Annotated in this window: 18 protein-coding genes; 11 read left to right on the top strand and 7 right to left on the bottom strand. The window is 73.5% G+C overall.

All coding sequences use genetic code 11. From position 1 onward, the window contains the following. The first annotated feature begins 41 nt into the window (after positions 1–41). Together QRT05_RS03305 and QRT05_RS03310 are read left to right on the top strand one after the other, a co-directional pair. Positions 42–1,028 (top strand): sugar-binding transcriptional regulator, encoded by a 987-nt coding sequence (locus tag QRT05_RS03305; protein WP_289445237.1) that lies wholly within the window; start codon positions 42–44, stop codon positions 1,026–1,028. Positions 1,029–1,047: 19 nt separating this feature from the next. Further along, the gene (locus QRT05_RS03310; protein WP_289445239.1) at positions 1,048–1,554 is read left to right on the top strand and encodes an amino-acid N-acetyltransferase; all 507 of its coding nucleotides are present in this window, start codon (positions 1,048–1,050) and stop codon (positions 1,552–1,554) included. 16 nt (positions 1,555–1,570) lie between these two features. On the opposite strand, the gene QRT05_RS03315 is transcribed toward QRT05_RS03310, so the two are convergent. The 5 genes from QRT05_RS03315 to QRT05_RS03335 are packed head-to-tail and all read right to left on the bottom strand — an operon-like array spanning position 1,571 to position 6,034. Then, the gene (locus QRT05_RS03315) at positions 1,571–1,924 is read right to left on the bottom strand and encodes a hypothetical protein (RefSeq protein WP_289445241.1); all 354 of its coding nucleotides are present in this window, start codon (positions 1,922–1,924) and stop codon (positions 1,571–1,573) included. A gap of 60 nt (positions 1,925–1,984) precedes the next feature. Next, on the bottom strand, positions 1,985–2,923 hold the full coding sequence (locus QRT05_RS03320; protein WP_407650289.1) for an HhH-GPD family protein: 939 nt from the start codon (positions 2,921–2,923) through the stop codon (positions 1,985–1,987). After that, positions 2,920–4,071 carry a Dyp-type peroxidase gene (locus tag QRT05_RS03325; RefSeq protein ID WP_289445243.1) on the bottom strand — a complete coding sequence of 384 codons (1,152 nt, stop codon included), beginning with the start codon at positions 4,069–4,071 and terminating at the stop codon, positions 2,920–2,922. The genes QRT05_RS03320 and QRT05_RS03325 overlap by 4 nt, the downstream gene beginning before the upstream one ends. Beyond that, on the bottom strand, positions 4,068–4,736 hold the full coding sequence (locus QRT05_RS03330; protein WP_289445245.1) for a hypothetical protein: 669 nt from the start codon (positions 4,734–4,736) through the stop codon (positions 4,068–4,070). Before QRT05_RS03330 ends, QRT05_RS03325 begins: the two co-directional genes overlap by 4 nt. Further along, positions 4,733–6,034, bottom strand: coding sequence for a right-handed parallel beta-helix repeat-containing protein (locus QRT05_RS03335; protein ID WP_289445246.1), 1,302 nt, complete (start codon positions 6,032–6,034; stop codon positions 4,733–4,735). The genes QRT05_RS03330 and QRT05_RS03335 overlap by 4 nt, the downstream gene beginning before the upstream one ends. Before the next feature lie 233 nt (positions 6,035–6,267). Between QRT05_RS03335 and QRT05_RS03340 the strand changes: the two genes are divergently transcribed. Together QRT05_RS03340 and QRT05_RS03345 are read left to right on the top strand one after the other, a co-directional pair. Continuing rightward, positions 6,268–11,859 (top strand): DUF5979 domain-containing protein, encoded by a 5,592-nt coding sequence (locus tag QRT05_RS03340; RefSeq protein ID WP_289445248.1) that lies wholly within the window; start codon positions 6,268–6,270, stop codon positions 11,857–11,859. 156 nt (positions 11,860–12,015) lie between these two features. Beyond that, positions 12,016–12,681 carry a DUF4232 domain-containing protein gene (locus QRT05_RS03345; RefSeq protein WP_289445249.1) on the top strand — a complete coding sequence of 222 codons (666 nt, stop codon included), beginning with the start codon at positions 12,016–12,018 and terminating at the stop codon, positions 12,679–12,681. A 36-nt stretch (positions 12,682–12,717) separates the two neighbouring features. Here QRT05_RS03345 and disA read toward each other — a convergent pair whose 3' ends face one another. After that, entirely contained in the window at positions 12,718–13,764 is a 1,047-nt protein-coding gene (gene disA, locus QRT05_RS03350) for a DNA integrity scanning diadenylate cyclase DisA (protein WP_407650305.1), read from the bottom strand. A gap of 182 nt (positions 13,765–13,946) precedes the next feature. Continuing rightward, positions 13,947–14,768 (bottom strand): class I SAM-dependent methyltransferase, encoded by an 822-nt coding sequence (locus QRT05_RS03355; protein WP_289445253.1) that lies wholly within the window; start codon positions 14,766–14,768, stop codon positions 13,947–13,949. Positions 14,769–14,892: 124 nt separating this feature from the next. Here QRT05_RS03355 and QRT05_RS03360 point away from each other — a divergent pair, with 124 nt between their 5' ends. The 7 genes from QRT05_RS03360 to QRT05_RS03390 all read left to right on the top strand — a co-directional run bounded on the left by QRT05_RS03360 (position 14,893) and on the right by QRT05_RS03390 (position 22,106). After that, positions 14,893–15,234: a hypothetical protein gene (locus tag QRT05_RS03360; RefSeq protein ID WP_289445255.1), complete on the top strand. Its 342-nt coding sequence runs from the start codon at positions 14,893–14,895 to the stop codon at positions 15,232–15,234. A gap of 152 nt (positions 15,235–15,386) precedes the next feature. After that, positions 15,387–16,562 carry an ROK family transcriptional regulator gene (locus tag QRT05_RS03365; protein WP_289445257.1) on the top strand — a complete coding sequence of 392 codons (1,176 nt, stop codon included), beginning with the start codon at positions 15,387–15,389 and terminating at the stop codon, positions 16,560–16,562. A gap of 123 nt (positions 16,563–16,685) precedes the next feature. After that, positions 16,686–18,026, top strand: coding sequence for an ABC transporter substrate-binding protein (locus QRT05_RS03370; protein ID WP_289445259.1), 1,341 nt, complete (start codon positions 16,686–16,688; stop codon positions 18,024–18,026). Positions 18,027–18,029: 3 nt separating this feature from the next. Continuing rightward, on the top strand, positions 18,030–18,965 hold the full coding sequence (locus tag QRT05_RS03375) for a carbohydrate ABC transporter permease (protein WP_289445262.1): 936 nt from the start codon (positions 18,030–18,032) through the stop codon (positions 18,963–18,965). Next, the gene (locus QRT05_RS03380) at positions 18,962–19,861 is read left to right on the top strand and encodes a carbohydrate ABC transporter permease (protein WP_289445264.1); all 900 of its coding nucleotides are present in this window, start codon (positions 18,962–18,964) and stop codon (positions 19,859–19,861) included. Before QRT05_RS03375 ends, QRT05_RS03380 begins: the two co-directional genes overlap by 4 nt. Beyond that, complete coding sequence (locus QRT05_RS03385) at positions 19,858–21,120, top strand: 6-phospho-beta-glucosidase (RefSeq protein WP_289445266.1); 1,263 nt, start codon at positions 19,858–19,860, stop codon at positions 21,118–21,120. The genes QRT05_RS03380 and QRT05_RS03385 overlap by 4 nt, the downstream gene beginning before the upstream one ends. Beyond that, positions 21,117–22,106, top strand: a complete 990-nt coding sequence (locus QRT05_RS03390) for an N-acetylglucosamine kinase (protein ID WP_289445268.1) — start codon at positions 21,117–21,119, stop codon at positions 22,104–22,106. The genes QRT05_RS03385 and QRT05_RS03390 overlap by 4 nt, the downstream gene beginning before the upstream one ends. Positions 22,107–22,130: the final 24 nt, after the last annotated feature.

Below are 22,130 nucleotides of genomic sequence, written 5' to 3' on the forward strand. Positions count from 1 at the left end.
GAACGCGCAACCGGGGCGCACAAACGTGCACGGGGGGCCTGATGGAGTACGACCGGGAGCAGGACATGCTCCGGGCAGCATCGATGTATTACCTGCAGGACCTGAAGATGGAGGTCATCGCGCGCCACCTCGGCACGTCGCGGTCCACCGTCTCGCGCATGCTCAAGCAGGCGCGCGCCTCCGGGCTCGTGGAGATCACGCTGCGACCGTCGAGCACGCGCGCCCCCGGGCTCGGCCGGTCGGTGGCCGCGGCGTTTGGGATCGACTCCTACGTCGTGCCGGTGCCCGACTCGTCCAGCCACATCGAGCGGCTCACCCAGGTCTCGATGACGGCCGCCCGGCTGCTGTCGTCGTGGTTCGACTCGGACATGGTGATGGGCGTCGCGTGGGGCACCACGCTCGCGTCGGTCTCCCGGTTCCTGGTGCCCAAGCCGACGCGAGGGGCGGCGGTCGTGCAGCTGAACGGCGCCGCGAACATGCGCACGAGCGGCGTGGAGTACGCGTCGGACCTCATCTCGTCATTCGGCAGCGCGTTCGATGCCGCGGTGCACCATTTCTCGGTCCCGGCGTTCTTCGACTACCCGGAGACGAAGGCAGCCATGTGGCGCGAGCGGTCCGTGCGCCGCGTCGTGGACATGCAGGAGCGCGCCGACATCGCCGTCTTCTCGGTCGGCGCGGTGGCCGGCGCGGTGCCGTCGCACGTCTACTCGGCCGGCTACCTCGACGACGCGGACGTCCAGCTCCTGCACCGCGAGGGCGTGGTGGGCGACGTCTGCACGGTGTTCCTGCGCGCGGACGGGTCGTGGCAGGACGTCGCCCTCAACGCCCGTGCGACCGGGCCCGACCCGCAGCAGCTCGAGCACGTCCCGCGCAGGCTGTGCGTGGTGGCGGGGGACAACAAGGTGGCTCCGCTCCTCGCGGCCCTGCGTGCAGGCGTGGTCACCGACCTGGTGGTCGACGAGATCACCGCGGCGCTGCTCCTCGAGCAGGTGGACAGTGCACGGACGCGGGCACGTGCCCGGGCGTGAGCCCGGTTACCGTGAGCGCGTGACCTCGACCGACGTGCTCATCCGGCCCGCGCTGCCCGCGGACGTCCGCGCGATCCGCGCCCTGGTCCAGCCGTACGCCGACGACCGCATCCTGCTCGCCAAGGAGTGGGTGGGCTACTACGAGGCCGTGCAGGAGTTCCTGGTCGCCGAGATCGACGACGAGGTCGTCGGCTGCGGCGCGCTGCACGTCATGTGGGACGACCTGGCCGAGATCCGCACGCTCGCGGTCGACGCGTCCCAGCGCGGCCGCCGGGTGGGGCACGCGCTGCTGTCGGGGCTGCTGGAGCGCGCCCGCGCCCTGGGCCTGCGCCGCGTGTTCTGCCTGACGTTCGAGGTCGACTTCTTCACGGCCCACGGCTTCCACGTGATCGAGGGGACCCCGGTCACCACGGAGGTCTACGCGGAGCTGCTGCGCTCGCACGACGACGGCGTCGCGGAGTTCCTCGACCTCGCGCGCGTGAAGCCCAACACCCTGGGCAACACGCGCATGCTCATCGAGCTGTAGCGCCGCCCGCGGCTGCTCAGGGTTCGGCCGGGTGGTGGTAGAGGTCGAACGTGCCGTCGGTCTCGGCGATGACGGCGACGACCTCGGTGAGCGCCCACGTCTGGTGCTCCTCCCCGGGTGACCAGACCACCAGCGCACCCGGGCCGATCTCGCGCACGCCGTCCGGCGCCTCGACGCGCGCCCGACCGTTCACCAGCGCGAACGCCTGGCTGCGCACCGCGGGATGCCGCCCGATGGTGCCGCCGGCGGCCACCCGCGCGACGTGCACCTGGGTCGAGGCGCCGTCGACGGCGGGGGGAAGCGCGTCCATCTGCACGCCGTCGGAGCCGAAGTGCTCGACGGGGTAGGAGGGCATCACCGAGATGTGCATCCCGCCATCCTCACCGTCCGCACGGCCGCGCGTCGACCCGCCGGGTGCCGCCCACGCGGCTCAGGCCGGGAGCGTGAAGGTGGGCTCGTCGTCGATGCTCGCGGGCGGGACCCGAGTGACCAGGCCGTCAGCCTCGAGCGACTCCAGGCAGCGGGTCCGCTGCGCGGCGTCCGGCCAGACCGCGTCGACGGCGTGCAGGGGCACCGGGTGCAGCGCGTCGCGCAGCAGGGCCATGATGCGTCCGCGGACCTGCCGGTCCGTCCCCGCCCAGGCCTGCGTGCGGCGCCGGCCGGGGTGGTCGTCGGCCGGACGGCCCCGGGCGAGCCACGCGCACGACGAGGCCACCGGGCAGACCTCGCACCGCGGCGAGCGTGCCGTGCACACCAGTGCGCCCAGCTCCATCGAGGCGGCCGCCCAGCGCGCCGCCGCCACGTCGTCCGCGGGGACCAGAGCGGCCGCGTCCCGGACCTCGCCCGCCGTCAGGGAGGGCGCGGGAAGGGCGGCCCCGGCCACCACGCGCGCCAGCACGCGGCGCACGTTGGTGTCGAGCACCACCGACCGTCGCCCGAACGCGAAGGCCCGCACCGCCGCCGCCGTGTACGCACCGATGCCGGGCAGCGCCAGGAGCGCCTCCTCGTCGTCGGGGACGCGGCCCCCGTGCCGGGCGACGATCGCTCGCGCGCACTCCTGGAGCCGTAGCGCGCGGCGCGGGTAGCCCAGGCGGTCCCAGGCGCGCAGCACGTCGGCGGTCGACGCCGCGGCGAGGTCCGCCGGCGTGGGCCATGCGGCCATCCAGGCTCGCCACGCGGGCTCGACGCGCACCACGGGCGTCTGCTGGAGCATGACCTCGCTGACCAGCACGCCCCACGGGCTGCGGTCCGCCGCGCGCCAGGGCAGGTCCCGCGCCGACTCCTCGAACCACGCCACGACCCGCTCGACCAGCGGCGCGGCCTCCGCAGGGTGGGCCGCTGCCGCCGCGACGCGGGCTCTCGGCGTCACGTGAACAGGGGGGAACCGAGCGGACGGGTGCGGGAGAAGCCCGGCAGCACCAGGAAGCTGCCGCTCGCCGTCGCGGTGGCGTACGTCATGAGGTCGTCGACCTCGTCGAGGCGCAGCTGGGTGCGCACGAAGGCGTCCAGGTCGCGCGCGAAGCAGACGAAGAGCAGGCCCGCGTCGTCGACGCCCGACGTCGGGTCGGGACCCCGGTCGAACGCGTAGCCCCGGCGCAGCATGAGCGCGCTGCCGGTGAACGACGGGTGGGCCGCCCGCGCGTGGGCACGCGCGGGCACCAGGTACTCGCCCTCGGGGGTCTTGGCCTGCAGGTCCACCTGCGTGCGGGGTCCGCCGCCGGACAGCGGCCGGCCGTCGGCGTGACGCCCGATGACGCCGTCGCGGGCGGGCACGTCCAGGGCCGTGAACGCGCGCCGGTCGAGCCGCAGCCGGCGCAGCACGCACACCGTCGCACCGGCGAGCGGGCCCGACGTGATCCACACGTTCTCGTCGAGCTCGTCCTGGCCCTCGGGCACGATGATGCCGTCGAGGTAGCCGAGCGGGTTGCGCGCGACCGTGCCCTCCCCGGCGGCGCGGAACCCGTGCTCGGCCCAGAGCGGCACCAGCGTCGGGACCGCCTGGAGCAGGTGGTCCAGCGCGGGGCGCAGCGCACCGGCGTCGCTCGAGGCGAGCGCGACGAGCAGGTCGCCGTCGCGGCGGTCGGCGGCGATCGCGTCGTCGCGGGCGAAGGACGGCATGGGCGTCGCGCCGGGGAGCGACGGGTCGATGGCGCGCAGCGGTCTCGGTCCGAGGCCGACGTGCACCGTGAGGTCGCCGGGTCCGTCGGGCAGGGTCGGGTTCGGCGTCTGGCTCGGGCCGTCGAGCAGGGCGAGGATCGCCGAGCCGAGCGCGGCCAGGTCGCGCTGCAGCCTCGAGGTGTCGGGCACGGCGAAGACCGCGTGCAGCGCGTTGCGCTGCGGCGTGGCCGGCCGCGCGACGCCCGCCTGCGTGCGCCCCGCCGCCGAGAGTCGCCGGCCGGTGGGCTCCGGCGTCGCCTGGTCGATCGCCGCCGCGGCTCCGGCGGCGGCGAGCGTCGCCCCGGCGACGAGCGCACCACCGCCCAGCAGCAGCGAGCGCCGGCTCAGCTCGGGGCTCACGAGCCCTCCGCCGGGACCAGGGCGTCCAGCCGGCTCGGGTCGAGCGAGTCGCCGAGGTCGATGGTCACCCACTCGCCGCCCACCAGCACCTCGGCCCGTCGCAGCAGCCCGTCGCCGTCCACCCAGTAGCGCGCGTTGCCCGCGCTGGTGGCCGTGAACACGTCGACGGGCGCCCCCTGCACCTCGTCCGAGCGCAGCCACCGAGCGCCGCCCTGCTGGAGCAGCAGCGGGTTCTCCGGGCGGTCCGAGCCGAGGTCGAGCAGCACCAGCAGCAGCGCGTGCTCGGCCGACGCCGAGGCGTCGAGCGGCGAACGCTGCGCGGACGCGAGCTCCGCTGGCGGGGGCAGCGGTGCGGTGGCGGCTGCTGCCGGCGCGAGCGCCGCCGACTCCCCGTCCCAGGTGAGCAGGCTCGGGGCCGCGCCCTCCTGGTCGAGGCTGGCGTAGCCCACGTGGTCGACGAAGTCGACCCAGCCGTCGAGGTGCACCGGGCCCTGCGCGTCCTCGGTGGACGCGGCGACGACGCGCGCGCCCGCGTCGTAGTTGCGGAACCGCACCTGCGCGAGGGTCTGTGCCTCCTCGGACGTCACGGGGCGCGCCTCGTCGCCCCCGCTGCCGCACGCGCCGAGCAGCCCGGCGGCGAGGAGGGTGACCAGGACGCGCCTCATGCGGTCCCCGACATCGCGGCGAGGAAGTCCGCGGGGGGCACCGGGAAGCCGGCCGGGTCCGGCATGGTCACCCGTGCGGGCAGGGGGGCCGCCTGGCCGGTCCACGCGCCCATGTCGGGCTGGGCGACCGGCGACGCGACGCGCAGGAAGCTGGTGCCGCGCGGGACGCTCGTGCCCTCCAGCGGGGCGGCGGGCTGTGCTGCCGTGCCGGGGCAGGGCGCCAGGAGGTCCGCGGGCGACGTGGTGGGCGTCCCGTCGGCGCAGTTGCCGGCGGCGGGCGCGCGCGTCGCCGAGGTGTTGGCGAGGTCCACGCCGTTGCCCTCGAAGGCGTTGCCCGTGAAGGCGTTGGACGCCGCGGCGAGGTCCTCGGTGTTGGCGAGCTGGACGCCCGCGACGGGGTTGCCGCTGATCCGGTTGCGGGTGAGCGCGTTCTCGATGCCGCCGCTGATGCCCAGGCCGAGCCCGAACGAGCCGCTGGCCTGGGCGGGCGAGTCCGGCTCGGCGTTGTCCGCGAGCAGGTTGCCCACCACGGTGTTGGCGCGCTGCGGGGTGAACGCCTCCTGGTAGTTCGAGATCAGCGTCATGCCGACGCGATTTCCCGAGAACCTGTTCCCGGCGATCATCACCGAGTCGGACGCGTTGGCATTCTCGAACCCGACGGCATTTCTTTCCGCGACATTTCCGGTCACGAGGATCCCGCATTGTCGGCACTGGCCCACGTAGAAACCGCTGTCCGCCGACCCCGACGCGTAGGAGTCCTGGATGACGCCGTCGTGGGCGTCGAACGCGTAGATCCCGTAGAGGCCGTTGTTGGCAGCGGTCACGTGGTCGATCGAGAACCGGCGGACGGGCGGGAACTTGTCCGGGTCGAGCCGGGTGTAGCCGTCGCCGTTGTGCGCCGACGGGCCGTTCTCGTCGTGCAGGCCCGTCACGAGCACGCCGTAGAACGTGGTCTCGCGCACCGTGAGGTTCTCGATCCGGGCACCGTCCGCCGTCGCGACGATGCCGTACGGCCGCTTCCCCTCCCCGGTGATGACCGTCGCATTGCGGTCCTCGCCGCGGATCGTCACGTCCGTGGTGCTCAGCAGCACCTGCTCGGGGTAGGTCCCGGCGGCGACGAGCACGGTCCCACCGGGAGCGACGCGCTCGACGGCGTCCGTGATGGTCGCTGCGTCCGCGGGCACGCGGACAAGCTCCTGGCTCCCCTGCGAGGAGCTGCACGCACCCGCCGACAGCGCCGCGACCGCACCGAGGACCACGGCGAGCGTGGTCGGGATCAGGCGGGGGCGGGGGCGCACGGGGTGAGTCTAGGTGGCCGCTCCGGGGCAGCCGCGAGGCGCTGGTCACACTCCGTCGGGTGATTGTGATGGGCCGGATGGGCGGTACCACCCAGGCACATCGGACAGCCTCCGGGCGGGAAATTCGCCGCGTGATTGGCTTTCGCCCCGACCGCCGTTCGCGACCGCGCCCAAAATGGGCGAATTCGCACAAAGGGCTCCTCGACGGCCCATCGATAAAGGGATCTCGCCTCGTGCACCTGAATGTCATCCGACCCGCCCGCCGAGCCGTCTCGGGCGTGACCGTCGCGGCTCTGCTCGCGACGGGGCTCGTCGCCGGCGCGAGCACGGCGAGCGCCGCGACCGACACGGTGGGTGGCCGGGTGTACCGGGACTTCAACGGCAACGGCGCGTACGACACTGTCGTGGCCGTCGGCGTCGCGAAGGACGTGGGCCTGCCCGGCGTCGACGTCGTCGTCACGGACGGCAGAGGCGCGAGCACCACCGTCCAGACCGGGCCGACCGGGCAGTGGACCGCGGACGTCACCTCGCTGACCGGTCCACGGTTCCGGGTGCAGCTCGAGACCCCGGACGCGTTGGTGACCTCGGCGGTGGGTTCGGCCAACCGCAGCTCGGTGCAGTTCGTCGAGGCGGGCGCCACGGACGTCGACTACGGCGTCAACGTCCCGGCCGACCACACGCAGGACCACGTCCCGCTGGTGACGACGATCCAGTACGCGGGCACCCGCGCAGGGGCCGATGTCAAGGACCTGGCGGCGGTCACCGCGACCCCGTGGGACGTGGCGCGCAACGACTCGGGCGCCAACGACTACTCGCGGTTCGCCGCGCGGACCACGATCGCCACCTACGGGCAGGTCGGCTCCGTCTGGTCCACCGCGTACTCGGGGGTCACCGACGACCTGTATGTCTCGGCCACCTACAAGCGCCACGCGGACCTCGGGCCCGGTGGCCTGGGGGCGATCTACCGCTTCGCCGACCTCACCGCCGACGACGGCACGGTCCGCACCACGCCCGCGATGAGCACGATCGACGTGACGACGCTCCGCGACCAGGACGGCAACCTCATCGACGTGGGGACGGCCGCACGGCCGGCGCTCGGCTCGTCGTCGAGCCTCGCGCCGGACGCCGACGCCTTCGCGAAGGCCGCCAAGGTGGGCATCGGCGGCATCTCGCTGAACGCCCGCGGGACCGTGCTCTACTTCGTCAACCTGCGTGACGCGCAGCTGTACGCGGTCGACCTCACCGCGACCCCGCGCACGGCGCTGCGCGTGGGCTCGGGAGCGGGTGCGGGGGAGCAGCCCTGGGCGCTCTCGGTGCGCGGCGGCAAGGTCTACGTCGGGTCGACCGACACCGGCGCCGTGGCCGGCCAGCCGGCGGGCACTGCCGGCCTGCGCGCCCACGTCCGCGTCGCGTCCGAGGCCGCGGTGCTGGCGGGGTCGCCCGTGTGGACCTCGGTCGTCAAGAACGGTGACGGCACCGACGGCGTGGCCCTCGGCTACACCAAGGGCAACCCGATCTCGGGCTGGTCCGGCCGAGGGACGTACTGGGCCGACACCAAGCCGCAGGTGAAGCGGTGGAACACGTGGTCCGACACGTGGACTTTCGCGGGTGGGGCGGTCGGCTTCGCCGCTCCGGACGCCTCCGGCGCGGCCGGCTGGGGGCCGGTGCACGCCTACCCCCAGGCCGTGCTCACCGACCTCACGTTCGACCAGGACGGCTTCCTGATCCTCAGCCTCGCGGACCGCACCGCGATCCAGGGCGGCAACCGCAACAGCGCGTCCGACCCCGCGGTCACCGGCACGTTCGAGTCGGTCTCGGCGGGCGACATGCTCATCGCCGGTGCGACGGACGTGGCGCACACCCAGTTCCGGGCGGAGTCCAACGGCTCGGTCACGGGGTACAACTACCTCGGTGCGAGCGTCGTGCGCTCGGGGCAGGTCGGCAACGGGCAGGGCCCCGGGGGCGGCGAGTTCTACGCCGACCAGCAGAACCTCGGGACGGGTGCCACGCACTACGAGACCACGCTGGGCAGCGCGGTCTCCTTCCCGGGCGCGCCGCAGCCCGTGCTCGCCACGGTGTTCGACCCCCTCGGCGGCATCCGGCTCGCGGGCCTCATGTGGTTCAACGGGACCACCGGCGCCGCGGTGCGCGGCTACGAGCACACGCTCGACACCGCGCAGACGTCGGGCAGCCGCACGTTCCAGAAGGGCGGCGGGCTGGGCGCCATCGAGGCGCTCGCCGGTGAGGCACCGGTGGAGATCGGCAACCGCGTGTGGTTCGACGCGGACCAGGACGGCATCCAGGACGCCGACGAGCCGGCCGTCGCCGGTGTCGTCGTCGGGCTCGTCGACCAGGGCGGGACCACGGTCGCGACCAGGACCACCGACGCGTCGGGCGAGTACTACTTCCGCTCGGACACCGACGGCTTCGACGCCTTCGGCGCCTACACCCTCACGTTCACGCGGCCGAGCACGGGCTCGTGGTCCGGCGGCGCGTTCGGCGACGTGCCGTGGAGCAGGCTGAGCTTCACGACGCAGGACGCCGGCAGCGACGACACCGTGGACTCCGACGCGGACACGACCGGGACGCTCACGTACACCGTGCGCGGGCCGGGCGAGAACGACCACACGCTCGACGTCGGCCTGGTCGCCGACGCCTCCTTCACCGTCGAGAAGGCCATCAGCCCGGACGGCGGCACCGCGGACCCCGGCGCGACCTTCGCCATGCACGTGCAGGCGACCAGCTTCCGCGGCGAGCCGCTGAGCCTGCCGGCCGGTGACACCGACTTCGACGTGAGCGTGGGCTCGGGGAACGGCCACACCGTGAGCGTGCCGCTCGGGACGCGCGTGGAGGTGACCGAGACGACCACGACCGGCCTGCGCTCGCCGGCCACGGTGGACCCCGCGGGCTCGTTCGCCGTGCTCAGCACGGGACAGCCGCAGCTCGTCACCGTGACCAACACGCTCGTGGAGCCGGGCACCTTCTCGGTCCACAAGAGCGTCACGGGCCCCGGGGCCGCCTACGTCCCCGCGGGGACGGGTTTCACGGTGGAGTACAGCACCGACGCGGGCAGCACGTGGAAGACGCTGACCGTCGCGGACGGCGCCACGGTCACCTCTCCCGAGCTGCCGGCCGGCAGCACCGTGCTGGTGCGCGAGGCCCCGCGCCCCGCGGTCACGGGTGTGGTCTGGGGCGCGGCGACGTGGACCATCGGCTCCGCCACCTCGACGGGCACGCAGTCCGTGACGATCGGCGACGGCACGGACATCGGCCTCGCGCTGGAGAACCCGACGACGCTCGTGTCGAGCGGCTTCTCCGTGACCAAGGACGTCGCGGGCGCGGCGGCGGGCTCGGTGCCCGACGACTTCGCCTTCACGGTGCACTACGCGTACGTCGACGCTGCCGGCGCCGACGTCACGGGCGACCTCGAGCTGAGCAAGTCCGCCCCGACCGACGGCGTGGCGGGCGTGCCGTTCGGCACGAGCGTGACGCTCTCGGAGTCGACCCCGACCGGCGCACCCGCCGACGTGCGGTGGGGCGCGCCCGGCTGGGCGGGGACCGGTGTGACCGACAACGGCGACGGGTCGGCGACGCTGGTCGTCGGTGCGAGCACCGCTGCCGTGACGCTCACCAACCCCACGACGCAGCGGACCGGCGGCTTCGACATCACCAAGCGCGTGACCGGCGCGGCCAGCGGCTCGGCACCGGACGCCGACTACACGGTGCACTACGCGTACGGCACGACGTCGGGCACGTTGAGCATGGCGGCCGACGAGACCGACGGCGTCACCGGGATCCCCGCGGGCACCGAGGTGCTGCTGTGGGAGGGCACGCGCCCCGCCGGTGCACCGGACCTCTCCTGGGGCACGCCCGTGTGGGGCGGCGCCGGGGTCACGGACAACGGCGACGGCACGGCGACGCTCGTCGTGGGCGACGGCGTGGTCGCGGACGTCGAGCTGACCAACCCGACCACGCAGCTGGTGGGCGGCTTCTCGGTGACCAAGGCGGTCACCGGTGACGCATCCGCGTCGGTGCCCCCGACCTTCCAGTTCACCGTGCGCTACGCACTGGACGGCGTCGACCAGCCGCCGATCACGCTCACCACGGCCGACCCCACCCGTGCGTTCGCCGGCCTTCCCCGCGGCGCCGTCGTGACGCTCGACGAGGTGAGCCCCACGGGAGCGCCCGCCGACGTGCGGTGGGGGAACCCGGTCTGGAGCGGCACGGGAGTGACCGTCCAGGGCGACGGCTCTGCGTCGTTCGTGGTGGGTGACCAGGCCGTCGCCGTGACGCTGACGAACCCGACCGCGCGTGTGCTCGGCTCGTTCGCGGTGACCAAGCGCGTCGTCGGCGAGGGCCGTCGCGTGCTCGAGGGCGACCCCGCCTTCTCGGTGACCTACAGCCACCCCGGCGCGCAGCCTGAGACGATCACGGTGCACGACGGCGAGCGCTGGGCCTCGCCGCAGCTGCCCGCCGGCACGGTGGTCACGCTCAGCGAGGCCCGCCCCCTCGTCGGCCTGCCGGCCGGCGCCACGTGGGGCACGCCGCGCTTCCTCGTGGGCGGCGTCGAGGTCGACAGTGTGACGATCGGCGACGGCACCACCGTCGAGGTCACGCTCGAGAACCCGACCGCGGTCACGCCGCTGGTCGACATCGAGAAGGGTGACGGCGTCGGCAGCACCATCACGCACGACGCCGACACGATGGCCGACGGCGAGGTCTACGCGCCCGGCGAGCGGCGCCGGGTGGTGCTCACCGTCGCCAACACGGGCACCGAGCGTCTGCGCGACGTCGTCCTGCGTGACAGCACGGTCTCCGGCGCCGACGTCACGGCGATCCGCTGGACGTTCCCCGACGGCAGCACGGCGCTGGCGGATCGAGTGAGCGGCGCCTGGGAGGCCCGCTGGGAGGCGACCTTCGACGGCAGCACCTCCTTCGCCCCGGGTGCGGTGATCACCGGGATCGCCACGCTGACGGTGCGGGCCGGCGACGCGCCGCACGTGGACCGTGCGCGCGTGGACGCGGTCGGTGTCGCGAGCGGCACGCGCGTCGACGACAGGGACGACTACCACGCGTTCACGGGCGCCATCCAGGTGATCAAGTACGACGGGTCGCACGCCGACCCGGTGGTCCGGGACGGCGGCGACTGGGTGATCCCCGCGAAGCCGCTCGTGGACCCGGCGCAGGACGCGAACGACGCGGCCCACGCCGTGCACCTGCCCGCCGGGGCGCCGAGCCCGGTGCGCTGGGTCGTCACCAACACGGGATCGACCACCCTGACGGACGTCGACCTCGTCGACGTGACCCGGGACGGCCCGGCGCTGACCGGGATCACCTGTGACCTGTCGGAGCTCGGCGGCCCCGCGACGTTCGCGCCGTCGCGCGGCACCTGGCACGGGCTCCTCCCGCCGTCCGCCTCGTTCTTCTGCACCGGCACGCTGACGCTGGCCACCGGCGCGCACGCCGACACGGTGACCGCCACGGCGACGGTCGTGGTCCCGGCGGTCGACGCCGGCGGAGTCCCGACCGGTGCGCCGTCCCTGGGCGGGCGCGGTCGGCCGGTGGTGGCGACGCACGACGACGGCACCCCCGTGCGCGTCACGGACGCCGATCCGTTCCACGCGGTCGACGTCGTCGAGCCGACCGAGCGGCCGGGTGTGGACCCGACCGAGCCGACGCCCGGCGGCCCGGCACCGAAGCCCGTTCCGGACGACGAGTCGCTCGCGCGCACCGGCTCCGACGTCGCGCCGGCGCTCGGGGTGGCGCTGCTCGCGGTGCTGCTGGGTGGTCTCGCCGTCGGGGTCGCCCGGAGGCGTCGCTCCTGACGTGACGCGGATCGGGCGGCGCGCCGCGCGCGTTCGCCCGGTCCACGTGCGCCCGCTCGTACCGTGGTCGGGTCGGACCACGGCTCTCGTCGGGCGCGTGGCCGGCACGGGCGGGTGGCCGGCACGGCCCGGTAGGCGAGCGAGGGGGAGGTGGCCATGAGTCAGGGACGTCCGACGGGCGTGACGCCACCGCACGTGTACCGCCGTCGGCGGCTCGTGGTCCTGGGCCTGCCTCTGCTGCTGGTCGCGCTCGTCGTCTGGCTCGTGGGCCGCGGCTCCGCTGGTGAGCCCGCCGCGGCCGCGACGCCGACCGTCGCGGCCACCGGCAAGGCGCCCGCCTCGGAGCGGCGCGCTGCGCCGACGAAGGAGAAGCCGACGAAGCAGAAGCCGACGAGGCCCACGCCGACGGCGACCACTCCGACGGTGGCCCCCAACGTGCCGGGTTGCGACTCGGTCGACCTCGACCTGAGCGCGGACGCGAAGTCCTACTCGGCGGGCGAGAACCCTCGACTGACCATGACCGTGACCAACACGGGGTCCGCCGCCTGCCTCGTGGACGACGGCACCGCGCACGCCGTCCTGGTGATTACCTCGGGCGACGACGACGTCTGGTCGAACCAGCACTGCGCCGCCGCGGGCTCGCGGTCGCACCCGCTGCTGCTGTCGGCCGGGAAGAGCGCCACCACGGACGTCACGTGGAAGCGCGTGCGGTCGAGCGAGGCCTGCGCGGCGTCACCGGCCGCCGCGAAGACCGGTACCTACGCCGTGACGTACTCGCTGGACGGCGAGAACGCGGCGCCGGTGGTGCTGCGGCTGCGCTGAGCCGGGAGTCCGGCGCACCGCGGGTGACCGGGCCTGCTAGACGTACCGCTCCAGGATGCTCGACTCGGCGAGCCGGGACAGGCCCTCGCGCACCGCGCGCGCCCGCTGCTCGCCCACGCCGTCCACGGCCATGAGGTCGTCGATGCCGGCCGCGAGCAGCTTCTGGAGCCCGCCGAAGTGGGACACGAGACGGTCGACGATGGCGCCGGGGAGGCGCGGGACCTTCGAGAGCAGGCGGTAGCCGCGCGGGCCCGCCGCCGCGTCGAGCGCGTCGCCGCCGCCGGGCAGCCCCAGCACGCGGGCGATGTGCGCGATGTCGAGCAGCTCCGTCGAGTCCAGCTCTGCGAGGGCCGCCTGCACGGAGTCGATGTCGCGGCGGCTGGTGTCCACGTAGTCGCGGATGACGAGCTCGCGGTCGGAGCCGATGCCGCCCACCAGCTCGTCCAGCTGGAGCGTGAGGAGGCGGCCGTCGGTGCCGAGCTCGACGACGTAGCCCTCGATCTCCTCGGAGATGCGGCGCACCATCTCCAGCCGCTGCACCACCGCGGAGACGTCGCGCACCGTGACCAGGTCCTCGATCTCCAGCGCCGAGAGGGTGCCGCTGACCTCGTCGAGCCGCGACTTGTACCGCTCGAGGGTGGCGAGCGCCTGGTTGGCGCGGGACAGGATGGTGGTGGACCCCTCCAGCACGTAGCGCTGGTCCCCGACGTACAGGGCGATGATCCGCATCGAGGCGGACACGGAGATGACCGGCAGGCCGGTCTGCTTGGCCACCCGCTCCGCGGTGCGGTGGCGGGTGCCGGACTCCGTCGTCTCGATGGTCACGTCCGGGAGCAGCTGCACGGCGGCGCGCACGATGCGGCTGATGTCCTGGTCGACCACCACCGCGCCGTCCATCTTGGCCAGCTCGCGCAGGCGCGTCGCCGAGAACTCCACGTCGAGCACGAACCCGCCCGAGCAGATGGACTCCACGGTCTTGTCGAAGCCGAGCACGATGAGCGCGCCCGTGCGGCCGCGCAGGATCCGCTCCAGGCCGTCGCGCAGCGCCCCGCCGGGTGCGACTGCGGCGAGCGTGGACCTCATGAGGTCGTCGGGGGCGTGCGGGGTGGACGGCACGTGAGCATGGTAACGAGCGGCGACGGTGCGCGGACCCCGCGACCCGCCCTCGAGCCTGCACATCCACCCAGGGGCGCGCCGACGCGCGGCGATCACCTCGCCGATCCCGCATCGTCACGCCGGTTCGGACCGGCGTGATGATGCCGAACCTACGAAGCGACGGGTCGCACACCCAGCGTGTAGCGGACCTCCTGGCCCAGCGCGATGCCGCCGTCGGTGGCGAGCCGGTCCGCCAGGGAGACGACCTGGGCCCGGACGTCGTCGTGCGCCTCGGGCGGGACCGCGTCCCACATCGCGCGCTGGCCGTGCGACCGCGTGAAGGCCAGCAGGTGCTCGGCGTCCCGCGCCACGGCGTGCACCGCGCGCGTCACGGTGCGGATCTGGGTGAGCCCGGCGCCGGCGAACAGCCCCTCCATCCCGGCGTCCGTCGCGAACGGTCCGGTCCTCCCGCTCGTGCGGGCGTCGAGCAGCGCGGGCGGGAGGTAGGGCAGGAAGACCTCGTCGAGCGCCCGCCACCGCTCGTCCTGCGCGCCGAACGTGGTGACGCCGACCCGCCCGCCTGGCGCCACGAGGGCGGTCCACGCGGCGAGCGCCGCGGCGGGGTCGGGCAGGAAGAACAGCACGAGCGACGCGGAGACCACCTCGAACGACGCGGGCGGGAACGCGGGCGCCTGCGCGTCGCCCACGAGCACCTCCACCTGGGCCAGGTCCGCGAGGTCACGGGCGGTGAGCTCGACCATGCGCGGCGCGAGGTCGATCCCGACGGCACGCCCGTGCGGCCCGGTCGCCTCCGCAAGGGGTCGGAGTGCCGCGCCACGCCCGCAGCCGATGTCGAGCACGCGCTCGCCGGGCTGGACTGCGAGCTGCTCGACGAGTCCCGCGGCGATCGGGGTGAACCATGGCACGCCGACCGCGTCGTACGTGTCGGCGACGCGGTCGAAGACGCCGCCGGCTCCTTGAGGCTGGGGCATCCGGCCACCGTGGCACCGCGCGGGGCGGCGCGACAAGGCCTCGCCGTGCGGGACGTGGCCGGTGAGCGCACGCTGAAGGCGTGCCGACACCCCCGGCGCAGCACTCGACCCGAGGAGGAACGCGATGAGCAACGACGACATCAGCGCGATGCCCAGCACCACCACGCACGGCAAGCCCGACGTCCTCGACGACGGCGACACGGCTCGCATCGTCGAGGGCGACGCCGTCGGGCACCTGGTGCCGGACGACGGTGACGAGGTGCTCGACCACGGCGAGACGGCTCGCGTGGTCGAGGGGGAGGGGCTCGCCGAGGCCGGGCACCGCCACGACGCTGACGTGACCGGGCACCGCCATGACGCCGACGTGACGGGCGACGTGACCGGGCACCGGCACCAGGACGGCGTGCTCGACGACGGCGAGACCGCGCAGGTCGTCGAGACCGACGGCCCCCCCAAGGGCCCCTGAGCACGTCCTCGCTTCGCACCGGTAACCACCTCGTTACCGGACCGAGACGCGCCTGAATCGTCGACCCCGTTGACTGTTAGGAAACTTACCTATTAGTTTGACGGGGTCGACGCGTGCTCGCGTCGACCTCGGTCGACGGTGATCGGAGCACGATGGCAGGCACGGCGAACCAGCCCGGTACTCCCGGCCTGCTGCGCGCCATGAACGACCGCGCCGCGCTCGCCCTGCTGCTCGACGACGGCCCCCTCACCCGTGCCCAGATCGGTGACCGCACCGGCCTGTCCAAGCCGACGGCGTCCCAGGTGGTCGCCCGCCTCGAGGCGGCGGACCTCATCGAGGTGGTCGGGTCCGTCGCCGCCACCCGCGGACCCAGCGCCGTCACCTACGGCGCGCGCGGCGGCCGGCTGCACGCGGTCGCCGTGGACGTGCGCCCGCACCAGGTGGTGTCGACCGTGGTCGACCCCTGCGGCACGGAGCACCCCGTCGCGGACGTGCCGCTGGCCAAGGCGGCGTCCGGGCGATCGGCGGTCTCTGACATCCGGGCCGCGATCGATGCCGCGTGCGCCGCCGCAGGCACCGACCCCGCGACGGTGGTCACCGCGGTCGTCGGCCTGCAGGGAGCGGTGGACCCGCGCACCGACGACCTCGCGTTCACCGGTCTGATGCCCGGCTGGCCGCGGCGCAACGTGCGCGCCGAGCTGGAGGCGGGACTCGGCATCCCGGTGCGCATCGACAACGACGTGAACCTTGCCGCGGTCGCCGAGCGGAACGACGGCTCCGTCGCTCCCGACGAGGACTTCGCGCTGCTCTGGCTCGGTGACGGGCTCGGCGTCGCGCTGCATCTGCGCGGCGAGCTCCACCGCGGCGCGGCGGGCGGGGCCGGCGAGATCGGCTACCTGCCGGTCTCGCGCTCGGCCGCGCAGATCGACCCCACGGCCGACGACCTCCAGGACGTCGCGGGCGGCATCGCGGTCGCCCGCGTCGCGCGTGCCCACGGCGTCCGTGGCCGGCGGCTCTCGGACGCCCTGGCCGCCCTGGCCACGAGCCCGGCGCGCGACGCCGTGCTGACCGAGCTGGCCCCCCGCGTCGCGGAGGCCGTGCTCCCCGTTCTCGCCGTGCTCGAGCCCCATCGGGTCGTGCTTGGCGGACCGACCGGCATGGCCGGCGGTCAGGCCCTCGCCGACCAGGTCAGGAGCCACATCCGCAGGACCACCCGCTGGTCCCCGTCCATCTCCGCGAGCTCCGTGCCTGATCAGCCGGTCCTTCGTGGAGCCCGTGCCGTGATCGGCGCCGATCTTCGTGACCGGCTGCTCGACCTCGTCACCTAGCGCCCCACACCACCTAGCGCTCCACACCACCCACACATCCCGCACCGCCCGCGCTCCTGCGCCGGACGTCGATGGCTCACACCCTGAAGCGGCCCGCGCAGCCACCTTGAACGGAGTACCGCAGTGAGATCACGACGTGCGCTCCTCGTCGTCCCGGCCCTCGTGTCGCTCGCGCTCGCCACCGCGGCGTGCAGCGGCTCGCCCTCGGACGGCCCCACCGCGGCGGCCTCGGCGCCGCCCACCGTGTCGGGCACCATCCAGTTCTGGCACTTCTTCACCGACCGCGAGGCCGATGTCATCCAGGGCGTCGTCGACGACTTCGAGGCCGCCAACCCCGGCGTGAAGGTCGTCGTGAAGTCCGGGCAGGACGACCAGAAGATGCGCCAGGCCATCTCGGCCGGGCAGCCCATCGACGTCGGCCTGAGCTACTCCACCGACCAGGTGGGCCCGCTGTGCTCGTCGGGCGACTTCACGGACCTCGCGAGCTTCATCGAGCGCGACAAGGTGGACCTGACGCAGATCCCCGACACCGTGCTGGGGTACACCGAGTACAAGGGCAAGCGCTGCACCATGCCGGCGCTGGCCGACGTCTACGGGCTCTACTACAACAAGAAGCTGCTGGCCGACGCGGGCTACACCGCGCCGCCCAAGACGCTCGCCGAGCTGACGGACATGGCGGTCAAGCTCACGACGTTCAAGGCGGACGGCTCCATCAAGACGCTCGGCTTCATGCCGCTGCTCGGCTACTACGAGAACGCGGAGGCGCACTGGGCGCCGTCGGCGGACGCGCAATGGCTCAACGAGGACGGCACGTCGGCGATCAGCGGATCGCCCGGCTGGACCACGCTGCTCGAGTGGCAGAAGGACCTCATCGCCAAGCTCGGCGGCTACGACAAGCTCGCCAAGTTCCAGGCGGGGCTCGGCGAGGAGTTCTCGGCGCAGAACGACTTCCAGACCGGCCGCGTCGCGATGAACCTGGACGGCGAGTACCGCACGGCGTTCATCGACGACCAGGCCGAGGACCTCGACTACGGCACGGCGCCGTTCCCGTCCGCGCAGGGCTTCGAGAGCACGTACGGCGGCGGGTACATCACGGGCAACATCGTCGGCATCGGCAAGGGCTCGACCAACCCCGAGGCCGCGTGGGCGTTCGTCAAGTACCTGACGACGAACACCGACGCGCAGGTCAAGCTGTCGAACGGGCTCAAGAACGTGCCGACCATGCACGACGCGATCGCGTCCCCGGACCTGGAGGTCTCGCCGCAGTTCCAGACGTTCCTGGACATCTTCGAGAACGAGCACTCCGCGACCACGCCGCCCAGCGGCATCGGGGCGGAGTACCAGACGATCTTCGGCACGCACACCGCCAAGTGGCAGTCCGGCAAGGAGACCGACCTGCCGGCGATGCTCAAGACCGTCGATCAGGAGATCGACGCGGCCGTGCAGCTCCAGGCCGGGAGCTGAGCCATGGCCTCGGCGATCCGCCGCCGTCGCACGCTGACGGCGTACACGTTCCTCGCACCGTCGTTGCTCGGCATGGTCATCTTCTTCGTCTTCCCGCTGATCATGACCGTCGTCTACTCGTTCACGGCGTTCGACCTGTCGAACCCGCCACGGTGGAACAACTTCGCGAACTGGAAGTTCCTGTTCGGCGGGGACCCGCTCATCGGCCAGGCCGCGCTGAACACGTTGTGGTTCGTCGCGATCCTCGTGCCGGTGCGGATCGCCGGGGCCATGCTCGTCGCGTGGGCGCTCACTCGCGCCCGCCGCTCGTCGGGCGCGCTGCGCACCGTCTACTACCTTCCGGCGCTCGTGCCGCCGGTGGCCTCCACCATCGCCTTCGTCTTCCTGCTCAACCCCGCGACGGGCCCGGTGAACCGGGCGCTCGCGGCGGTCGGCATCGAGGGACCGGGCTGGTTCACCGACCCCTCGTGGTCGAAGCCCGCGCTCGTCATGCTCGGGCTCTGGGTGCTCGGCGACATCATGGTGATCTTCCTCGCCGCGCTGCTCGACGTGCCCACCGAGCAGTACGAGGCGGCCGAGCTCGACGGCGCCAACGGGGTGCAGCGGTTCCGGCACATCACCCTGCCGAACATGGCGCCGGTCCTGCTGTTCGCGCTGATCACGGGAGTCATCGCGGCGCTGCAGTACTTCACCGAACCGGCCGTGGCGTCCGCGACCGCCATGGGCAAGTCCTCCGTCGGGGCGGGCACGAGCCAGCTGCTCGGCTGGCCCGATGGCTCGACCCTCACGTACGGCCAGCTCCTGTACTCCAAGGCGTTCGGCGCCAACCTGTTCGGGTACGCCTCGGCGATGGCGGTCGTGCTGTTCCTCGTCGCGGGCGTCACCACCGCCGTCCTGCTGCGCCGCTTCTCCTCGTTCACCCCGGAGGTGGCCAGTTGAGCGCGCCCACCCTGACCCGACCGGCGTCCCGCGTGCGTGCCTCGCGTCCCAACGTCGACGGCGCGAGCCTGCGCAGGCGCACGCCGCTGGTGTTCATCGCGGACCACGCACTGCTCATCGCCCTGGCCGTCATCTTCCTCGCGCCGTTCGTGTTCGTGCTGCTCACGGCCGTGATGTCGCCGGAGCAGGCCGGGACGGCGTTCGCGTGGCCCACGTCGTGGCACTGGGACAACTTCGCCCAGGTCTTCGACAAGCTGCCGATGCTCAAGTACTTCGGCAACTCGTTCCTCTACGCGGGCGCGGCGACGCTGTTCATGCTGCTCTCGTCGGTCCCCGCGGCGTACGCGCTCGCGCGCATCCAGTTCCGCGGATCGCGGTTCTTCATGTTCGCGATCATCGGCGCGATGCTCCTGCCGCCCCAGGTCACGTCGGTGCCGCTGTACGTCATGTGGTCGAACCTCGGGCTCACCGGGAGCCTGTGGCCGCTGATCCTGCCCAACCTGCTGGGTGACGCGTTCTCGATCTTCCTGCTGCGCCAGTTCTTCCTGACCATCCCGCGCGAGTACACCGAGGCGGCGCGGATCGACGGCTGCGGCGAGGTCCGCACGCTGTGGAAGGTGGTGCTGCCGATGGCCCGGCCCGGCATCGCGGCGACGTCGATCTTCCTGTTCTTCGCATCGTGGAACGACTACTACGGGCCGCTGCTCTACACCTCCGAGAACGAGAACGCCTGGCCGGTCTCGTACGCCCTGGCGCAGTTCCGCAGCTCCCGCTCGGTGGACTGGAACCTGACCATGGCCGCGACCCTGATCGCGATGGTCCCGGTGGTGCTCGTCTTCCTGCTCGCGCAGCGGTCGTTCGTGCGCGGCGTGACCCTGACAGGAGTGAAGGGATGAAGCTCACCGTCGTCGGCGGGGGATCGACGTACACGCCCGAGCTGGTGGACGGCTTCGCGCGGCTGCGCGAGCTGCTGCCGCTCACCGAGCTGTGCCTGGTGGACCCGGACGCGTCCCGGTTGGAGCTCGTCTCCGGGGTGTCGCGGCGCATGTTCGCGCACGCCGGGTACGACGTGCGCGTCACCACGACGTCCGACGTGGCGGCGGGCGTGTCCGACTCGTCGGCCGTCCTCCTGCAGCTGCGGATCGGGGGCCAGGCGGCGCGGCACTCCGACGAGACCTTCCCGCACGCCTGCGGCTGCCTCGGTCAGGAGACCACCGGACCCGGAGGGCTCGCGAAGGCGCTGCGGACGGTGCCGGTGGTCCTCTCGGTCGCCGAGCAGGTACGGCGGCACGCGGCACCGGGCGCGTGGATCGTCGACTTCACCAACCCCGTGGGGATCGTGACCCGCGCGCTGCTGAACGAGGGGCACCGGGCCGTCGGGCTGTGCAACGTCGCGATCGGCTTCCAGCGGAGGTTCGCCGCGCTGCTGGGGGTCGCGCCGGCGTCGGTGCAGCTCGACCATGTGGGGCTCAACCACCTGACCTGGGAGCGCGGGGCCGTGGCGGACGGTGTGGACCGCCTGCCCGGGCTTCTGGCGGCCCACCGCAAGGAGCTGGCCGAGGAGGTCGAGCTCGCGCCCGAGCTGCTCGACCTGCTGGGCTGCGTCCCGTCGTACTACCTGCGCTACTACTACGCGCACGACGAGGTGCTCGCCGAGCAGCTCGCGGGCGGGCAGAGTCGCGCGCAGGCCGTCATGGACGTCGAGGCGGAGCTGCTCGCGCAGTACGCCGACCCCGGAGTGGTCACCAAGCCCGAGGCGCTGTCCCGCCGCGGCGGCGCGTTCTACTCCGAGGCGGCGGTGGACCTGCTCGCCTCGCTCACCGCCGACCGCGGCGACGTGCAGGTGGTCAACGTGCGCAACGACGGCGTGCTGCCGTTCCTGCCCGACGACCACGTCGTCGAGGTGCCCGCCGTGGTGGGCGCCGACGGCGTCGCTCCGCTGCCCGCCGCCCCGCTGGCCTCGCCTGCCGCGGGACTCGTCGCGCACGTCGCCGACTACGAGCGGCTCGCGCTCGACGCGGCGCTGCAGGGAGGACGGTCGCGGGTCGAGCGCGCCCTGCTCGCGCACCCCCTCGTGGGTCAGCACGAGAGGGCCGCTCGCCTGACGGACCTGCTCCTCGACGCCAACCGCGACCACCTGGCCTGGGCCCGATGACCGAGGTGCTGCTCGCCGTCGACGGCGGCGGCTCGAAGACCGACGTGCTCGCGATCGGGCTCGACGGCACGGTGCTCGCCCATGCCCGCGGCGGCGGCTCGTGCCCGCAGGTCATCGGCGTAGACCCGGCGCTCGCGGTGGTCGACGCGCTCGTGACGACCGTCCTCGACGAGGTGCCGGGGGCGAGGGTGGTCCGCGCCGGGGTGTACCTGTCGGGCCTCGACCTGCCCGTGGAGATCGCGACCTTCACCGCCGCCCTCGCCGCCCTGCCGTGGTTCCCGCGCGACGCGGCGGTGGTGGACAACGACACGTTCGCCCTGCTCAGGGCGGGCACGCAGGCCGACGAGGGCGTCGCGGTGGTGTGCGGGACGGGCATCAACTGCGTGGGCCGACGAGCCGACGGTGCCACGGCCCGCTTCCCCGCCCTCGGCCGCATCTCGGGCGACTGGGGCGGCGGCTGGGAGCTGGGGGAGCAGGCCGTCTGGCACGCGGCCCGCGCTCTCGACGGGCGCGGCCCGACGACCTCGCTCACGGCGCTCGTCCCGTCCGCGCTCGACCGGACCGACATGCTCGCCGTCATCGAGGACCTGCACTTCGGCAGGCTCTCGGACCGGGCCTACACCCTCCTTGCGCCCGTGCTGCTCGCCGCCTCGGCCGCGGGCGATGCGGTGGCCCGGTCTGTGGTGGAGCGCCAGGCCGACGAGATCGCCGCGTTGGCGCTCGCCGCCCTGGCCCGGCTCGACCTGATGGACTCCGACGTCCCCGTGGTGCTCGGGGGCGGGGTCATGGCGGCGCGCGACGCGATCCTCACCGACGGCATCCGCTCGCGGATCGTCGCGGCCGCACCGCGTGCCGTGCTGTCGTTCGTCACCGAGCGCCCCGTGCTCGGTGCTGCTCTGCTGGTGGTCGAGGCGGCGGGAGCGGGCACCGCCGCCGAGCAGCGCGTCCGCTCGACCGTCGGCGCCCACGCCGCGCTCGCCACCTGAGCCCGCCCGCACCGAGGAGGCCCG

Source organism: Cellulomonas edaphi (genome assembly GCF_030362815.1).
Classification (GTDB): Bacteria; Actinomycetota; Actinomycetes; order Actinomycetales; family Cellulomonadaceae; genus Cellulomonas; species Cellulomonas edaphi.

Coding starts and splice junctions, on each gene's coding strand:
- QRT05_RS03305 (WP_289445237.1), top strand. CDS start 42: ATGGAGTACGACCGGGAGCAGGACATGCTCCGGGCAGCATCGATGTAT.
- QRT05_RS03315 (WP_289445241.1), bottom strand. CDS start 1,924: ATGCACATCTCGGTGATGCCCTCCTACCCCGTCGAGCACTTCGGCTCC.
- QRT05_RS03330 (WP_289445245.1), bottom strand. CDS start 4,736: ATGAGGCGCGTCCTGGTCACCCTCCTCGCCGCCGGGCTGCTCGGCGCG.
- QRT05_RS03345 (WP_289445249.1), top strand. CDS start 12,016: ATGAGTCAGGGACGTCCGACGGGCGTGACGCCACCGCACGTGTACCGC.
- disA (WP_407650305.1), bottom strand. CDS start 13,764: ATGAGGTCCACGCTCGCCGCAGTCGCACCCGGCGGGGCGCTGCGCGAC.
- QRT05_RS03355 (WP_289445253.1), bottom strand. CDS start 14,768: ATGCCCCAGCCTCAAGGAGCCGGCGGCGTCTTCGACCGCGTCGCCGAC.
- QRT05_RS03360 (WP_289445255.1), top strand. CDS start 14,893: ATGAGCAACGACGACATCAGCGCGATGCCCAGCACCACCACGCACGGC.
- QRT05_RS03365 (WP_289445257.1), top strand. CDS start 15,387: ATGGCAGGCACGGCGAACCAGCCCGGTACTCCCGGCCTGCTGCGCGCC.
- QRT05_RS03375 (WP_289445262.1), top strand. CDS start 18,030: ATGGCCTCGGCGATCCGCCGCCGTCGCACGCTGACGGCGTACACGTTC.
- QRT05_RS03385 (WP_289445266.1), top strand. CDS start 19,858: ATGAAGCTCACCGTCGTCGGCGGGGGATCGACGTACACGCCCGAGCTG.
- QRT05_RS03390 (WP_289445268.1), top strand. CDS start 21,117: ATGACCGAGGTGCTGCTCGCCGTCGACGGCGGCGGCTCGAAGACCGAC.